We start from the raw sequence: 15,558 nt of genomic DNA, 5'->3' as shown, positions 1-15,558 counted from the left end.
GCCTGTTTCCACAGAGTTGGCGAGCTGTTCATCCACCGTCAGACAGCAACGCTCCGGCCACCGTAGCGGTGGCCGGAGCGTCCTGGTTCGCTCCCGGGTGTCAGCTCACCCGAACAGGGCGGCCACTCGGGTGAGGGTCTGGAACACGCCGTAGGCCAGCGGGATACCTACGATCGACCAGCCGACTGCAAGCTGTACTGAACTCATCTCAGGCCTCCATTGCGGGTACTTCGGACCGGACGCTGTCCGGGCGGGGTTCGTGGAACCGGGCGTCCACTGGTTTGATCATCAGGTTGGCCACGAAGCCGATCACGAGCAACCCGACCATGGTCAGAAGAGCAGGCTGGTACGAGGCCGCTGTGAGCTGGCCCGGCTTCCCCTGGGCGTCCAGGAAAGCATTCACGATCAGCGGCCCGGCAATGCCCGCAGCAGACCACGCAGTCAGGAGCCTGCCGTGGATGGCACCCACCTGGAACGTCCCGAACAGATCCCGCAGGTAGGCGGGCACGGTGGCGAAACCGCCGCCGTAGAAAGAGATGATCACGAAGGCAAGGATCACGTACAGGGCCGTGGTGGCCGAGCCGGCCAGTGCCAGCACGGTGTAAAGAACGGCGCCAACGCCGAGGTACACCATGTAGATACGCTTGCGGCCCGTGACATCGGACGTAGCTGACCAGGCGAACCTGCCCGCCATGTTGCCGATGGACAGCAGTCCCACAAAGCCGCTGGCGACGGCGGCACTCACCAGGGAGACGCCGTCGGACTGGCGGAAGAAGTCCTGGATCATCGGTGCTGCCTGCTCCAGGATGCCGATGCCCGCGGTCACGTTGCAGAACAGGGCGATCCAGACCAGCCAGAACTGCTTGGTCTTCACCGCATTCGCCGCCGAAACGTGCTCCGTGGTGACCAGCTTTGCCGCCTTGACCTTGGCAGGGTCGAAACCCGCGGGCGTCCAGCCATGGGCCGGAACCTTGATGGTGAAGGCACCAAAGAGCATGTAGGCGAGATAGACGACGCCGAGCGACAGGAAGAGCTTTCCGACGGCGTCGCCGCTGGCCACCCAGTCCTTCGCTCCGGAAGCGGGGTCGTACATTTTGAGCAGGGCGCTTGAGACCGGGCTGGCGATGAGCGCCCCGCCGCCGAAGCCCATGATGGCCATGCCGGTGGCCAGGCCCGGCCGGTCCGGAAACCATTTGATGAGCGTTGACACCGGCGAAATGTAGCCGATGCCGAGCCCGATGCCGCCAATGAAGCCGTAGCCCAGGTAGACGAGCCACAACTGGCCGCTGAAGATCCCCAATGATCCGACCAGGAAGCCGCTGGCCCAGAAGACAGCCGAGGTAAACATCGCCTTCCGGGGGCCGTGCTTGTCCACCCAGGTCCCCATGATCGCAGCGGACAGTCCCAGCATCACGATGGCGATGGAGAAGATCACCCCGATCTCGGTCAGGCTGGCATCAAAATGCTTGACCAGCGCTGTCTTGTACACGCTGGTTGCGTAGGCCTGCCCGATGCACAGGTGTACGGCCAGCGCCGCCGGCGGGATTAGCCAGCGGTTGAACCCCGGTGGGGCAATAGTGTGTTCACGATCCAGCCAGCCCATATTTTCTCCTCAATGTCCGCGGCAACGTCGGCCCGGTCCTCCGCAAATTATGGTGCACGTCACACCAGCATCACCACGCTTTGCGCCCAACGGTGGGATTGCCGCGGTAAGCGGTTCCAGCGCGGCACACCGGGCGCGCCACCATACCGCCCATTTCGTTTTCACCCCCATTACCGGCGAGTATGAAGCCATGAAACGTGGAGCTCCTGTCGATGACATCAACGAAGATGACCTGCTGGTCGGCAAACCCAAGAAGTCGGCCGCCGGGCTGAAGGCGGTCGAAGTTGCCCTTGAGCGCGGCTTCGCCCAGGCCGGCGTCACCCGGACCGTCCAGTCCCTGCTGCGGCTGAACCAGCGGAACGGAACGGACTGCCCCGGCTGCGCATGGCCGGAATCCCAGGGACTGCGGAAGCCCGCCGAATTCTGCGAAAACGGCGCGAAGGCCATCGCGGAGGAAAACACGCTCCGGACGGTCACCCCGGAGTTCTGGGCGGAACACTCCATCGCGGAGCTCTCGACCAAGACCGAATACTGGCTCGGCAACCAGGGCCGCATCACCCATCCCATGGTGGTCCGGAGCGGGGAAACCCACTACTCCCCCATCGCCTGGCAGGAAGCATTCGACCTCATCGGCGAGCACGTCCGGGCCAGCACCCCGGAGCGCACGGTCTTTTACACGTCCGGCCGGACCGCGAACGAGACGGCGTTCATGTACCAGCTGTTCGCCCGCTCCATCGGCACCAACAACCTGCCGGACTGCTCCAACATGTGCCACGAATCCTCCGGCACCGCCCTGAACCCGACCATCGGCATCGGCAAGGGCACCGTTTCCCTCGAGGACATCCACGAGGCCGAGCTGATCTTCGTCGTCGGGCAAAACCCCGGCACCAACCACCCCCGCATGCTGTCCGCCCTGGCTGACTGCAAGAGCAACGGAGGCAAGATCGTTGCCGTGAACCCGCTGCCGGAAGCGGGACTGTTCAACTTCAAGGACCCGCAGTCGGTCTCCGGAGTCATCGGCAACGGGTCCTCGCTTGCCGATGAGTTCCTGCAGATCAAGGTAGGCGGAGACCTTGCGCTGTTCCAGGCCCTGGGCCATCTTTTGCTTGAGGAGGAGGAACGCGTTCCCGGATCGGTGGTGGACCGCGCATTCATCGACGCAAATACAGCCGGGTTCGAGGCTTACCGTGCCGCCCGGCAGTGCATCGACTGGGAAGAGACCGAGAAGGCCACCGGACTTTCCCGCCTGCAGATCTCCACAGTGGCGCAGATGCTGGTTAATTCCAAAGCCACCATCATCTGCTGGGCGCTGGGTCTGACGCAGCAGCCGCATTCGGTGAACACCCTCAAGGAAATCATCAACCTGCTGCTGGTGCAGGGCAACTTCGGCAAGCCCGGCGCCGGCGCCTGCCCGGTCCGCGGCCACTCCAACGTTCAGGGCGACCGCACCATGGGAATCTGGGAGAAGCCCAAGGAATGGCTGCTCGCCGCCCTCGACCAGGAGTTCGGTATCACTTCCCCGCGGGGCCACGGCGTCGACTCAGTGGAAACCGTTGAGGCGTTCGAACGCGACGACGTCGATGTGTTCGTGTCCATGGGCGGAAACTTTGCGCTGGCCTGCTCGGACACCGAGATGCTGGAGGCTGCCATGCAGCGCGTCGGGCTGACTGTCCACATCTCCACCAAGCCCAACCGTTCGCATGTGGTTCATGGCCGGACGTCACTGATCCTGCCCACCTTGGGGCGGACAGACACCGATGACAAGCACCCGGGCGGCCGCCAGATCCTTTCCGTGGAGGATTCGATGTCCTGCGTCCACTCCACGCAGGGACGCCTGAAGCCGGTCTCAGACCACCTGCTCGCGGAACCCGTCATCGTGGCGCGCATGGCCCTGGCCACCCTGGGCGACGACCACGCCGTGGACTGGAAGGCGATGGCCGATGACTACGACGTTGTCCGCGACCACATTTCCCGTGTCCTGCCCGGCTTCGAGGACTTCAACAAGCGGCTCAGGACCAGGAACGGCTTCATCCTGCCCAACCCGCCCCGGGATACGCGGAGCTTCGCGACGGACATCGGCCAGGCGCGCTTCACGGTCAGCCCGCTGGAGTACCTGACCCCGCCCGAGGGGCACCTGATCCTGCAGACCATCCGCAGCCATGACCAGTACAACACCACCTTCTACGGGCTGGATGACCGTTACCGGGGCATCTCCAACGGCCGCCGGGTCATCCTGATCAACAAGGACGACGCTGCCGAGCTCGGTTTCCAGGACCGCGAACTGGTGGACGTCATCAGCACGTTCCAGGGCGAGGAGCGCCGCGCCGACAAGTTCCGGCTGGTGCACTACCCCACCCCGCGCGGGTGCGCCGCGGCCTACTTCCCGGAGGCAAACGCCCTCGTGCACCGCGGGCTCGTGGCTCGGGAGTCCAACACGCCCGGCTACAAAGCGATGACGGTCCGCTTCCTTCCGCATGAGGAGCACGCCAAGCAGCTGAGCTGACCGGGCTCCGCGCTGGAGGTTGGGGACTGGGGCGGCCGGCGGTAGCGCCGGCGGCCGCTCCGCCTGGCAGAACGGACCCGGAATCGCTAGGTGGCAACGCCCGCCTGACGCAGGGCTTCGGCCAGCGCGGTGTTCGGCGGGCTCGCCGTGGCTGCTGTTGGTGCCGACGCGACTTTGCGCCCGCTGGCCTCCGGGCGTGGCCCCCGGCTGGCCGAGCGTGCCGCAGCGTCATCGGCCGCTCGTGCCGGACGGCCTCCGGGCGCGGGCTGCCGCCCACCCGAAGGCGACGGCTCGTCGTCGAGCCTTAGCGTGAGCGAAATCCGTTTCCGCTCCGGATCGGCTTCCAGAACCTTCACGCGGACAACCTGCCCGGACTTCACCACCTCGCGGGGATCGGAGACAAAGCGGTTGGCCAGCGCCGACACATGAACCAGGCCGTCCTGGTGCACTCCCACGTCCACAAATGCGCCGAACGCGGCCACATTGGTGACGGTCCCCTCAAGCACCATGCCGGGCTTGAGGTCGGAGATCTTCTCGATGCCTTCGGAGAAGGTCGCCGCGGCAAAAGCGGGTCGGGGATCGCGGCCTGGTTTGTCCAACTCCGCCAGGATGTCCTGGACCGTGGGCAAACCAAACGTGCCGTCGACGAAAGCGCGTGGATCAAGTGACGACGCCGGCGCTGAGCCCGCGGCCACCAGGATTTTCCGGGCAATCGGATACGCCTCGGGGTGCACGCTCGATGCGTCCAGCGGCTCTGCTCCGCCGGTGATTCGCAGGAAGCCGGCGCACTGCTCAAACGCCTTCGCACCCAGGCGGGGCACCTTCTTGAGCTCGCTGCGCTTGGCAAACGGCCCGTGTTCGTTTCGGTACGCCACAATGTTTTCGCTCAGCAAAGGTCCGACGCCGGCCACCCGGCTCAGCAGCGCGGGCGAAGCAGTGTTCACGTCAACGCCAACCGCGTTCACGCAGTCCTCGACCACAGCATCCAGGCTGCGTTCCAGCTTCGATGCCGTGACGTCGTGCTGGTACTGCCCCACGCCGATGGACTTGGGATCGATCTTCACGAGTTCGGCCAGCGGATCCTGAAGCCGCCGCGCAATGGATACGGCACCGCGCAGGGAAACATCCATGCCCGGCAGCTCCGCCGAGGCCAGCGCCGAAGCGGAGTACACCGACGCCCCGGCCTCGGAAACCACCAGTTTCTGCGGTTTCGTCTCCGCGGCCGGCAGCAGCTTGATCAGTTCCGCGGCAAGCTTGTCCGTCTCCCGGGACGCGGTTCCGTTGCCGATGGCCACCAGCTCCACGTTGTGCTTCCGGGCCAGCCGCACCAAGGTGGCGAGGGCCTCGTCCCACTTCCGGGCAGGAGCGTGCGGGTACACGGTGTCGGTGGCAACCACCTTGCCAGTCCCATCCACAACGGCAACTTTCACGCCGGTCCGCAGCCCCGGGTCCAGCCCAAGAGTGGCGCGGTTTCCGGCGGGTGCGGCCAGGAGGACGTCGCGAAGGTTGGCGGCGAACACCCGGACAGCCTCGTCTTCTGCGTCTGTGAACAGCCGTCCGCGGAGGTCGGCGGTCAGCCGGGCCAGCACACGCGAGCGCCAGGCAATCTGCGCGGTCTGGATCAGCCACGAATCGGCGGGACGGCCGCGGTCGGCGACCCCGAGGCACTTGGCCACAGCGGATTCGTAACGGGAACGCGCGGCGGCCAGGGCGTCGTCGTCGTTCGGATCCGCCTCGGCGAGATCCAGCTCCAGAACGCCGTCCTTCTCACCGCGCAACAGCGCAAGCACGCGGTGCGAGGGCATCCCGGTGGGCGCCTGGGCGAACTCAAAGTAATCGGCGAACTTCTGCCCGTCGGACTCCTTGCCCTTCTTCACCCGCGACACCATCCGCCCCTGCGTCCACAGCCGCTCGCGCAGGGTTGCGGCGAGGTCCGGATCCTGCGCAACCCTCTCGACGAGGATGGAACGGGCGCCGGCGAGCGCGGCGGCCGCGTCATCAATGGAGTGTTCGGCGTTCAGGTACCTGGCAGCCTCGCGTTCCGGGTCCAGGTCGGGCCGCTTCAGCAGCGCATCGGCGAGCGGCTCCAACCCGGCTTCACGGGCGATCTGGGCCTTGGTGCGGCGCTTGGACTTGAACGGAAGGTAGATGTCCTCCAGCCGGGACTTGGTGTCCGCGGCGAGGATCGCTGCCTGCAGCTCGGGGGTCAGCTGCCCCTGCGCGGCAATCGCTTCGAGGATAGTACGACGGCGGTCCTCAAGTTCGCGGAGGTAGCGCAGGCGCTCGTCGAGCTCGCGCAGCTGCGTGTCATCCAGCGTCCCGGTGGCTTCCTTGCGGTACCGGGCGATGAACGGAACGGTGGACCCGCCGTCGAGCAGGTCCACTGCAGCCTTGACCTGCCAGGTCTTCACGCCAAGCTCGGCGGCGATCTGGGCGTGGATGGCGCTGTCCGGAGTTGGGGCAGACATGGGGGCGGACGGGACGTGCGGGAGTTGGGTCACCTGAACATTTTGCCCTACGGGCCTGGTGGTCTCCAGCGGCGCCCGGCCGGGCAACCGGCCGGGGTATTCCGCTCCGGGCCGTGAAGTGCTGTAGTTGATATGCCGTCACAGGCAATCACTTCGAGGAAGAGGGCCACCATGCGTGAACTGCTCATCGTCTTTCAGGAAGGATTCGACGAGGCCAACATCACCGTCATGGTCAACGGCAAGGAGGTCCGCCGCGACATGGGCGTGTCCACCAACCCGCTGCTGGGAGAAGCCTACGAAACGTCCGTGGAGCTGCCCGCGAAAGGGGCGCAGGTGGGAGTGGAAGTCACCAACCGCGGCCTGAAAGCCATTACCAAAGTCAGCGGAAAGCCCAAAAGCCTGCTCGTGTCCATCGAGGACGACAAGCTGGTGATGCGCGAAGGAACGGGCCGGGAAGCATACCTTTAGCTATTTCCCTAGCGATAATCCATTCACTGGAGTATTCTTATGTCTACCGCTCAGCGCTTGTGAACCTGGGCGGGCCAACGTTGAAAGATGAGCCAAAACAGCCGTCGGATGGCTATTTGGCGCGCGCTGCCGGGACAGCACACCGAGCAGCCAACGACGGCGGCACCCAAGCCGGGTGCCGCCGTCGTCGTTTAATCTCTGGCCGAGGCCAGCAGTGACCGCTAAGCCGAATACGCGGGGTAGTCCGTGTAGCCTACGGAGCCGTCTGCATAAAACGTGGACGGGTCCGGTTCGTTCAGCGGAAGGCTTTCCTTCCAGCGACGTGCGAGGTCCGGGTTGGCAATGGCGGGGCGCCCCACCACCACCGCATCTGCATGGCCGTCGGCCACCAAGGCGGTTGCTTCCTCCCGAGTGGTCATGGTGCCGAAGCCGGAGTTCACCAAAAACGTGCCGTTGAAGCGCGCCCTAAGATCCTGGACCAGCTCACTCGTGGGCTCGTGGTGCAGGATGCTGACGTAGGCGAGGTTGAGCGGGGCAATGCTGTCCACCAGCACCTCGTAGGTGGCGCGGACATCGGCCGCATCCGTTTCGGCGATGCCCTGGACGCTGTGCTCCGGCGAGATGCGGATGCCCACGCGGCTCGAACCCACCGCGGCCACCGCGGCGTTGACCGTTTCGATCACAAAGCGGGCCCGGTTCTCCGGCGAGCCGCCGTAGCTGTCGTCGCGGACATTGGAGTTCGGGGCAAGGAATTCGTGGAGAAGGTAGCCGTTGGCCGAGTGCAGCTCCACGCCGTCGAATCCCGCTTCAATGGCGTTAATCGAACCGGTGACGATTTCCTGCATCACGACGGGCAGCTCACCGATGGTCAGCGCGTGCGGGACGGGATACGGCTGCTTGCCGGACGGGGTGCGGACCTCGCCCTCGATGGCGACGGCGCTCGGACCCACGATGGTATGGCCGCCGGTGATGTCCGCATGGGAAACCCGTCCGCCGTGCATGATCTGGGCGAAGATCCGGCCGCCTTCAGCGTGCACCGCGTCGGTGACCTTCTTCCAGGCGGCAATCTGCTCCGCGGTGAAGAGACCGGGCTGACCCGGATATGAGCGTCCGGCGGGGCTCGGGTAGATGCCTTCGCTGACGATGAGTCCCAAGGATGCCCGCTGCCGGTAGTGCTCCACAACCACGGGACCCGGAACACCGTCCTCGCCTGAGCGGAGACGGGTCAGCGGTGCCATTACCAGGCGGTTGGGCAGTTCAAGCTCGCCAAGAGTCAAGGGGGAAAACAGCATGCGCAGTTCCTTTCGAGGTGAATTGGTACTGCTGTGCCCAACTGCGCGGCGCGTGCAAGTATTCCGATGGAGGCGGGGATCACTCTCTGCGGGGGCTACCGGGGCGATGCGACGCCGGGGCAACCTTGTCCCTGCGGGTTCTGGTTGCAGTCGTCGGCGTAGTTCCGGGTGATGGACCGCCAGACGCTGATGGACTGAGGCGGCGCGCTGAACTGGCCCTGGCCCGGTATGGGCAGCGGTGGTCCGTTGTTCACGGAATACGTGCCTTGGAAGGACGTGGTGAGGACGACTTGGAAGTCGCCGGTGTCTACGTAGACGTGACTCGTTCGGGTCTTCTCACCCCAGCGATCCTGTGGCAGCGGCCCGCCCATGGAAGCTTGCGGGCCGAAGACCGTTCCGTCGCCGTAATTCCAGGTGTACTGAACCGGAGTGGCGACCACATGCACCTGCTGCCCCAGCATCGTCACGTCAAACTGTTGCTCGGACGCGTCTGCGTAGAAATTGGTTTCGGCCCCGCGGAGCGTGTTGGGGCTGGGCTGCGCGACGACCGTTCCTGCGCTGATGGGCAGGCTCTCGAACTGCTGCTGGATCTGGGCGGCTATTCGCGGCAGGAGGTCCTCGGGCCGAGCATCGTAGAGACAAGTTGGCCCCGAATGAATTGCCCAGACGGCTCCAGGAACGCCTCTCGGCATGGAATACCAGATGACCGGGATCCCGTCTTCGCCGTCCGGCCCGTTCGTGCACTCAACCTGATCACGTAAGCACACAGAATCGAAGTCGCCCCCGCCAAGGTGGCACTGGAGTTCGTACTTGTAGTTGTTGGGATCCAAAATTGGGGCCCCGGGTGCTTGCTGAACAAAGTCGTTGGCCTCGGCGTCCCACACATAACCTCCGACTCCGGCTGAGTCCGGTGTCCAAGCGCCATCAAATTCTGGATCGTCACTACCGGCACCATGAGCCGGTGATACAAAGAGCGTTACGAGCAGCCCCGCGGCAAGTAACATTCCGCGATATCCAAGCGGTCGACGGGTAGACATTGTTATCCAACGATGCTTCCGACTTCGTCCAGCCGCCACGAATCGGAGCTGTACGAAAGGATCAGCAAGTTGCCTTGATCCGCACCTTGTGGGTCCGTATGCGCAACCGTCCCATCTGCGCGGACGTATGACAGTGGAATCTGATGCACTTGGACGGATACCTTGTATTTCCCAGCTTCATCCCGGGAGAACGTTGTATCTACCGCGGGGGTGCTGATCTGCCCTCCGACCAACCACCTGCCTTCGGAATGCCAAGCTCTTATCGCCTCCGCAGACTTTTGGCATGGCGCGCATGTTTGAGGTGTCAGGCTTTCATGAAGTGAAAGCTCCCCTGTCTCATAGGAATAGCTAAGGACCTCGAACCAGTAGCGGGCGAACGCGATGGCCCCCTCTTTCGTCTCCGTCTTCGCAACTTCCGGAAGCACCGGCACCGGCACGTTCTGAGCGCGGCCGCTAGCCGAGGCGGGCACATAAGCAGGAGTCGCCGTCGGGGTTGGCGTTGCGCTTGGGCTTGCCGTCGAAGTCGGAGACGCCGACGAGGTGCCCCCAGGATCGCCACCCGAGTTGCAACCGGTCAAAAGCAAAACAGACGCGGCAACAGCAGCAACAAGGTACAGGCGCGAACGCCGCGAAGTAGTGGAAATGATGTGCGATGTCATGGGCAGCTAATCCCCCGATAGTTTCAAGACGCCTCGCTTCGAACAATGACCTTAAGGGTAGCCCAGGACACATTTGAGCGATGAAAGTTATCCACAGCCACCCGCCCTCGGTTCTACCACCGCGTAGGACCAATAAAAAGTCACACGGATAATCGCCCTCCCAGCCCCTTGTAAACCGGATTCCCACGCGCAACCCCTAGAATTCTTCTACCGAACGTAGAAGAATAGGATTCATGATGTTTACGCACGCAGATGGCCACCCCGTTCTGGAGCTCGACGACGAGCAGTCCTGGAAACTCCTGGAAGCTACCCACCACGGCCGGCTGGTGGTTTCCGTTGCCGGCGAACCGGATATATTCCCCGTCAACTACCTCACCTCGGACCGGAAAATCTACCTCCGCACCGCACCGGGCAACAAGCTGGCGCAGCTCACCATCAACTCCGGGGTGCTACTTGAAACGGACGGCATCCTCTCGGACGAAGCCTGGTCCGTGGTCCTGCGGGGAACGGCGCGCGTCCTGACCAACTCAGCAGAGCTCGCCGTCGTCGAAGCGCTCGGCCTGAAATCTTGGGTGCCGACGCTGAAGGATTTCTACGTGGAGATCGTGCCCACATCCGTCAGCGGCCGCCATTTCGAGCTGGGCGACCAGCCGGAGCACGAAATCTAGGAGCCCGTAGGCTGGAATCATGGCGGACAGGCTCACTCCCGAGCGGCGCAGCTGGAACATGTCCCGCATCAGGGGCAAGAACACCAAGCCGGAACTGCTGGTGCGCCGCCTCCTCCATGCCAAAGGCTACCGCTACCGCTTGCACGGCACCGCCGGCAAAAGCCGCCTGCCCGGCCGCCCGGACCTGGTATTCGCCGGCCGGCGAAAGGTCATCTTCATCAACGGCTGCTTCTGGCACTTCCACGACTGCCGCGTAGGCCAGCACGCGCCCAAGGCGAATGCCGCCTTCTGGGAGGCCAAGCGCACACGCACCAAAATCCGCGACGCCGACCAGCGCCAACAGTTAATGGCCGCCGGCTGGGAGGTGCTCACCGTGTGGGAGTGCGAGTTGAAGGACGGCTCCGCCCTCGAAGCCCACCTGGTGGAGTTCCTCGGCGCCAGCAAATAGCCCGGCAAGCCGGCGGCAGGCAAGAAACGCCAGCCGGAACTTGAGTCAAACTTGAGCCTTTGCCGCCTCCCGAATTGATCGGCGCCCGCAAAGATGAACTCCTATGAAAAACCCGCAGTCTCCTCAGGAATCCCGCAGTCCTATTCCCGAACGGCTGCATCCCCAAGTAACAGATTTACTCTGAAAGTGGACACAAAACCAAGTCATATCCCGCTATTGGGGGCGGCAGGCACGAGCGGAAGGGACGGAAATGGCACCATCCGATGACGCAGGGCGCCCCTTAGTAGATCCCTCCGTACTTGACCGGCTGCGGGTCGAACTCGACGAGGACGAGGGCTACTGCAGCGTCTTCGTAGGGAACTTCATCGACTACCTGCCGTTCCGGATCGGCAAGCTGCGGCTGGCCTTGACCACCGGAGACCTGGATGGGGCCGTGGACGCGATCCTTAGCCTCAAGACATCGAGCCAAATGGTGGGCGCGGAACGACTGGCGGGCCTGGCCATGGACCTTGAACGTTCAATCCGGGAAGAGTCACCGAGTGCGGAACCTTCCGTTGCACTGCCGCAGCTTGCCGTCAACTACCTCCGGCCCATCAACCAGTGCAGCCGCCAGACCCTGCACAGGCTCCAGGCTCAGCGCCCGCCAGGCGCCAACCGGTAGCCCACGCCGCGGACCGTCTGCAGCCAGCGCGGTTGCTGCGGTGAATCACCGAGTTTCTTCCGAAGGTTGCCCATGTGCACCTCCACGGAACGTTCGTCCGCCTCGCTGATGTAACTTCCGACGTCGTAATCCTCGTCCCGGAGCCGACGCACCAAATCCGATTTGGTCCGGACCGTCCGTCCCGCCTCGAGCAGGGCATACAGGAGTTCGAACTCGGTCCGGGTCAGGTTGAGCTCCTGGCCGTCCACGCTGACCGACCGTGAGGCGTAACTCAGATCCAGTCCGTTGTGGCTGTAGTGACCGTTTCCGCTGTCACTAACGGCGTCCGCCGGGCGTTCAGAAACGGGAGCGCTCTCCCCCGCGTCCGGAACCGACCTGGGCCGGCGCATCATCGCCGCTATGCGCGCGCGGAGTTCGCGGGGGCGGAAGGGCTTGGTGAGGTAGTCGTCTGCACCGGATTCGAGACCAATCAAAGTATCCAGTTCTTCAGCCCGCGCCGTGAGCATCACGATGTAGGCATCTGAAAACTCACGGATCTGGCGGGATACCTCGAACCCGTCGATATCCGGCAGCCCCAAATCAAGCGTTATAACGTCAGGATTCAAGATTCTCGCAGCCTTAACCCCTTCGGAGCCGCTGCCGGCCACGGTGACGTCAAAACCCGCCTGAGTCAGGACCGTGCGTACCAATTCCCGGATATCCTGATCATCTTCGATGACCAGACCCACTCGTGCTTCGCTCATACCAGCCCCCTCAGCCAGCTTGACAACGTGAGAAGTATAGCCCGCTGCCGATATCCTGCTGGTATGCATTCCCCTATCCTCCCACTTCAGACCGACGTTCATGAGTGAACCTGTAACGTGGGCCGCGGATCGCCTCAGGTTTTTCCGGCGGCCCTTCCATGAATACCGTCTGACTGACAGGGTTGCCCTCAGCCAGACGCCCCTTTTCATAACCACACTGCTGGCCGCGGTCCTCGTTTCGGCGTTTTTTCCCGGAAGCATGGACAACCCGCTGTTCGTGGTGTTCCTCTTTTCCCAACTTGCCATTATGGTGCTGTGCTACGTGGTGCCATGGGACCGCCTGCCGCACACCACGTTCCTGGTGATCCCGTTGCTGGACTTCATCTCCATTGCGGTGGGCCGTGAAGGAAGCCAGGAAAGCCTCACGGGAATCAGCCTGCTCGCGGTCTTCCCCGTGATCTGGCTCTGCGCCTCCGGATACTACGTCCGCGTGTCACTGTGGCTGTCCTTCATCATGCCGTTGGCGATCATCTGGACGCCACTTTTTATGCGTGGGGACGTCTCCGGACCGAACCTGGCCCGTTCGCTGCTGCTTCCTGTGATGATGCTGGGGATCGGAGTATCTGTCACCATGCTGACGCTCAGCCTGAGACGTCAGCAGCGGATCCTGGAGGAGAAAGACAAGCAGCTCCAGGCCAGCCTGCTCAGCACCAGGCGGCAGGAAGCCTTGCTCAACTCCGTTCTTGACACGGTGCACCTGGGCGTCCTCGCCGTCGACGCAGACGGGCACGACATCCTGATGAACCGGAAGCAGCGCGCCAACCACGAACTGGCCCGCCCGAAGGACATCGACGATCCGAACGAGTCCCAGCTGCTGGTCTTCGCCGCAGACCGTACCACCCCTGTCCCTGTGGCAGACCGCCCGGTGCGCAGGGCTGTCCAGGGCGAGACGTTCACGGACTACCTGGTCTGGCTGGGCGCAGGCAAAGAGCAGCGGGCCATCACCACCAGCGCCCGGGCCATGACGGACCCGGACGGGACGTTCGCGGGCTCGGTGATCGTCTTCAGTGATGTGACGGACCTGGTGGACGCCCTGGCCGCCAAGGACGATTTCGTCGCCAGCGTGTCCCACGAATTCAGGACTCCCCTGACCTCCATCCTGGGTTACGTGGAACTTCTCCTGGAGGACGATCCCGGCAACGACCAACTGGAGCCGCTGAACATCATCAAGCGCAATTCAGAAAGGCTTCTCACCTTGGTGTCGGACCTCCTCGCCACCAGGAACGGGCAACTGATCGTGACCCCGCACGCCGTCGACGTCGCTGAACTGGTGCGCGCCAGCGTGTCCGCCGCGATGCCCCGGGCTGACGCCTCCCGCGTGGCGTTGAAAGCCGAAACACCAGCCAAGCTGGAGGCCCATGTGGACGGCCCCCGCATCTCCCAGGTGCTGGATAACCTGGTCTCCAATGCGATCAAGTACTCGCCCGACGGCGGCAATGTGCTGGTGTCCTTGGAGCACGACGACGGCCACCTCGCCTGCCGGGTCAGCGATACGGGCATGGGCATGAGCGCCAACGACCAGGCCCAGGTGTTCGCCAAGTTTTTCCGGACCAGCAACGTCCGCCGGACAGCCATTCCCGGCGTGGGGCTGGGCCTCCCCATCAGCAAGGCCATCGTGGAGGCCCACGGCGGAACCATCCAGGTAGAAAGCAAACTGGGCCAGGGCACCACATTCACGTTCCGGGTGCCGGTCTAGCCTCCCGCGCGGGCAGTCCGGACCACTTCGCCCCAGGACTGCCGCGCCAGGTCCGCCACAGCTGCCAGGATGTCCGACGGCGGCAGCGACAGATCCAGCGGAAACTCAACAATGTCGATGTCAGTGTTAAGGATCCGCCGCAGTTTCATCTCGCCCGCCCCTGCATAGACCAGCCAGGCGGTGGGCACACCCAGGGCGGTGCAGTGGGCAAGCATCTGGTAGTGGTCGGCGGTCAGTGACGCGCCAAGGTCAGCGGCGGCCTTGTACTTCGCGTTGTAGGCCACCACGGGGCGTCCGCCCAGCAGATGCACGGCGTCCGGGCGAACAGACAGCCTGTCGGAATCGTGGACAGCCTCGCTGAGGAGCGCGTTGTACTTCAGCCGCATCTCCCCCGGATACGCCGCCATCGCCTCGCGGAGCGCCGTGCCCACAAAATCCTCGAACACGTGGGCCATGTCCACCACAAACGACGCAGTCTGCTGCTTCCCCTCCCCAGCCTCCGCGGAGGCATTCTTCAGGATCAGCTCCGCGAGGCGCAGCACTGACTGGTAGCGGACGTTCATCCTGCTGGGGGTCCACGGCGGCAGGGGCGCGCCGGCTGGAAGGCGGGTGACGGCGTCGAGCTTTCCCTTCAGCTGCCGCAGGCGGCTCAGCACCTCCGGCCGGACGCGTGGAACCTGTCCCATCCGCTCCAGCGCGGCCCGCAGGATCCGGTTTTCGGCGATGTCCTCAGTGAATTCGTCATAGGACACTTCCAGCGGCACCAGCATGCCGGGGCGCCGTGAGATCTGGTCGGAAATCCGGATGCGGCCCTTGACCGTGCGGAGGGACTCGTCAACGGTGAGGTAGCCCTGCAAGACTCCTCGTCCAAGCGCGCGCTCCGCCATTTGGGCAAGGGATTCGGCCAGCGCGCTCCAGAGTTCGCGGTCCTCGGCAGCCGCCACGGAATCGGCCCGGAAGCCCTGATTACCGGCATAGCTGAGGAGGAACAGGAGCCGGCTCAGCCCCAGCCGGTCCTTGGGGCGCACATCCAGCTGTAGCGTGGCCGTGCGGACCGACCCCACCTTGCCCGCGGGCTCGATCCGGTACAAGCCCATGCCCATCGGGGACGCCTTGGCCAGCCCGCTGGCGTTCACGAAGGCCGCGCTGGCGGCATCCAGGCGTTCCACGGTGCCTTTGGACAGCTCGTCGAGGACCAGATGGCGCGCTGCCGGTGCACGGCCGCGCTGCGCTGCACCGCCTAACGCTGCGC

General features: G+C 64.2%; 14 protein-coding genes. 6 read left to right on the top strand and 8 right to left on the bottom strand.

Features of this window, described 5'->3' with window-relative positions; all coding sequences use genetic code 11:
• Positions 1 to 105: 105 nt before the first annotated feature.
• Complete coding sequence (locus ACX80X_RS10705) at positions 106 to 207, bottom strand: MFS transporter small subunit (protein WP_445260433.1); 102 nt, start codon at positions 205 to 207, stop codon at positions 106 to 108.
• A gap of 1 nt (position 208) precedes the next feature.
• A complete protein-coding gene (locus tag ACX80X_RS10700; protein WP_252599377.1) occupies positions 209 to 1,603 on the bottom strand; it encodes an OFA family MFS transporter in 1,395 nt (464 codons plus the stop codon).
• Between the two features lie 190 nt (positions 1,604 to 1,793).
• Between ACX80X_RS10700 and ACX80X_RS10695 the strand changes: the two genes are divergently transcribed.
• Positions 1,794 to 4,106 (top strand): FdhF/YdeP family oxidoreductase, encoded by a 2,313-nt coding sequence (locus tag ACX80X_RS10695; protein ID WP_252599379.1) that lies wholly within the window; start codon positions 1,794 to 1,796, stop codon positions 4,104 to 4,106.
• An 86-nt stretch (positions 4,107 to 4,192) separates the two neighbouring features.
• Here the strand turns inward: ACX80X_RS10695 and ACX80X_RS10690 are convergent, their stop codons facing one another.
• On the bottom strand, positions 4,193 to 6,607 hold the full coding sequence (locus ACX80X_RS10690; RefSeq protein WP_459311947.1) for a Tex family protein: 2,415 nt from the start codon (positions 6,605 to 6,607) through the stop codon (positions 4,193 to 4,195).
• Positions 6,608 to 6,745: 138 nt separating this feature from the next.
• Here ACX80X_RS10690 and ACX80X_RS10685 point away from each other — a divergent pair, with 138 nt between their 5' ends.
• On the top strand, positions 6,746 to 7,042 hold the full coding sequence (locus ACX80X_RS10685; RefSeq protein WP_056346782.1) for a hypothetical protein: 297 nt from the start codon (positions 6,746 to 6,748) through the stop codon (positions 7,040 to 7,042).
• A 221-nt stretch (positions 7,043 to 7,263) separates the two neighbouring features.
• Here the strand turns inward: ACX80X_RS10685 and ACX80X_RS10680 are convergent, their stop codons facing one another.
• The 3 genes from ACX80X_RS10680 to ACX80X_RS10670 all read right to left on the bottom strand — a co-directional run bounded on the left by ACX80X_RS10680 (position 7,264) and on the right by ACX80X_RS10670 (position 10,030).
• Positions 7,264 to 8,334: an alkene reductase gene (locus ACX80X_RS10680; protein WP_459311945.1), complete on the bottom strand. Its 1,071-nt coding sequence runs from the start codon at positions 8,332 to 8,334 to the stop codon at positions 7,264 to 7,266.
• 95 nt (positions 8,335 to 8,429) lie between these two features.
• Positions 8,430 to 9,164 (bottom strand): PKD domain-containing protein, encoded by a 735-nt coding sequence (locus tag ACX80X_RS10675; RefSeq protein ID WP_252608867.1) that lies wholly within the window; start codon positions 9,162 to 9,164, stop codon positions 8,430 to 8,432.
• 209 nt (positions 9,165 to 9,373) lie between these two features.
• A complete protein-coding gene (locus ACX80X_RS10670; RefSeq protein ID WP_459311943.1) occupies positions 9,374 to 10,030 on the bottom strand; it encodes a DUF6318 family protein in 657 nt (218 codons plus the stop codon).
• Between the two features lie 233 nt (positions 10,031 to 10,263).
• Here ACX80X_RS10670 and ACX80X_RS10665 point away from each other — a divergent pair, with 233 nt between their 5' ends.
• From ACX80X_RS10665 to ACX80X_RS10655, 3 genes are all read left to right on the top strand, one after another.
• Entirely contained in the window at positions 10,264 to 10,698 is a 435-nt protein-coding gene (locus ACX80X_RS10665; protein ID WP_252608870.1) for a pyridoxamine 5'-phosphate oxidase family protein, read from the top strand.
• A gap of 19 nt (positions 10,699 to 10,717) precedes the next feature.
• Positions 10,718 to 11,146 (top strand): very short patch repair endonuclease, encoded by a 429-nt coding sequence (locus ACX80X_RS10660; protein WP_252608873.1) that lies wholly within the window; start codon positions 10,718 to 10,720, stop codon positions 11,144 to 11,146.
• Between the two features lie 250 nt (positions 11,147 to 11,396).
• Complete coding sequence (locus ACX80X_RS10655) at positions 11,397 to 11,807, top strand: Hpt domain-containing protein (protein ID WP_252608876.1); 411 nt, start codon at positions 11,397 to 11,399, stop codon at positions 11,805 to 11,807.
• Here ACX80X_RS10655 and ACX80X_RS10650 read toward each other — a convergent pair.
• Positions 11,780 to 12,550: a response regulator transcription factor gene (locus tag ACX80X_RS10650; RefSeq protein ID WP_252608879.1), complete on the bottom strand. Its 771-nt coding sequence runs from the start codon at positions 12,548 to 12,550 to the stop codon at positions 11,780 to 11,782. The two genes, ACX80X_RS10655 and ACX80X_RS10650, sit on opposite strands and share 28 nt — an antisense overlap.
• Positions 12,551 to 12,650: 100 nt before the next feature.
• On the opposite strand from ACX80X_RS10650, the gene ACX80X_RS10645 reads away from it, so the two are divergent.
• On the top strand, positions 12,651 to 14,306 hold the full coding sequence (locus tag ACX80X_RS10645; protein WP_459311940.1) for an ATP-binding protein: 1,656 nt from the start codon (positions 12,651 to 12,653) through the stop codon (positions 14,304 to 14,306).
• On the opposite strand, the gene ACX80X_RS10640 is transcribed toward ACX80X_RS10645, so the two are convergent.
• Positions 14,303 to 15,505 carry a 5-methylcytosine restriction system specificity protein McrC gene (locus ACX80X_RS10640; protein WP_459311991.1) on the bottom strand — a complete coding sequence of 401 codons (1,203 nt, stop codon included), beginning with the start codon at positions 15,503 to 15,505 and terminating at the stop codon, positions 14,303 to 14,305. The genes ACX80X_RS10645 and ACX80X_RS10640 overlap by 4 nt on opposite strands.
• Positions 15,506 to 15,558 lie beyond the last annotated feature (53 nt).

Source organism: Pseudarthrobacter sp. MDT3-1 (genome assembly GCF_054510755.1).
This window is presented reverse-complemented; position numbering and strand designations above follow the sequence as displayed.

What these genes read in the sequence shown, in the direction of transcription:
- ACX80X_RS10705 (WP_445260433.1), bottom strand. Translation starts at nt 207, where the DNA reads ATGAGTTCAGTACAGCTTGCAGTCGGCTGGTCGATCGTAGGTATCCCG.
- ACX80X_RS10700 (WP_252599377.1), bottom strand. Translation starts at nt 1,603, where the DNA reads ATGGGCTGGCTGGATCGTGAACACACTATTGCCCCACCGGGGTTCAAC.
- ACX80X_RS10695 (WP_252599379.1), top strand. Translation starts at nt 1,794, where the DNA reads ATGAAACGTGGAGCTCCTGTCGATGACATCAACGAAGATGACCTGCTG.
- ACX80X_RS10685 (WP_056346782.1), top strand. Translation starts at nt 6,746, where the DNA reads ATGCGTGAACTGCTCATCGTCTTTCAGGAAGGATTCGACGAGGCCAAC.
- ACX80X_RS10680 (WP_459311945.1), bottom strand. Translation starts at nt 8,334, where the DNA reads ATGCTGTTTTCCCCCTTGACTCTTGGCGAGCTTGAACTGCCCAACCGC.
- ACX80X_RS10670 (WP_459311943.1), bottom strand. Translation starts at nt 10,030, where the DNA reads ATGACATCGCACATCATTTCCACTACTTCGCGGCGTTCGCGCCTGTAC.
- ACX80X_RS10665 (WP_252608870.1), top strand. Translation starts at nt 10,264, where the DNA reads ATGATGTTTACGCACGCAGATGGCCACCCCGTTCTGGAGCTCGACGAC.
- ACX80X_RS10660 (WP_252608873.1), top strand. Translation starts at nt 10,718, where the DNA reads ATGGCGGACAGGCTCACTCCCGAGCGGCGCAGCTGGAACATGTCCCGC.
- ACX80X_RS10655 (WP_252608876.1), top strand. Translation starts at nt 11,397, where the DNA reads ATGGCACCATCCGATGACGCAGGGCGCCCCTTAGTAGATCCCTCCGTA.
- ACX80X_RS10650 (WP_252608879.1), bottom strand. Translation starts at nt 12,550, where the DNA reads ATGAGCGAAGCACGAGTGGGTCTGGTCATCGAAGATGATCAGGATATC.
- ACX80X_RS10645 (WP_459311940.1), top strand. Translation starts at nt 12,651, where the DNA reads ATGAGTGAACCTGTAACGTGGGCCGCGGATCGCCTCAGGTTTTTCCGG.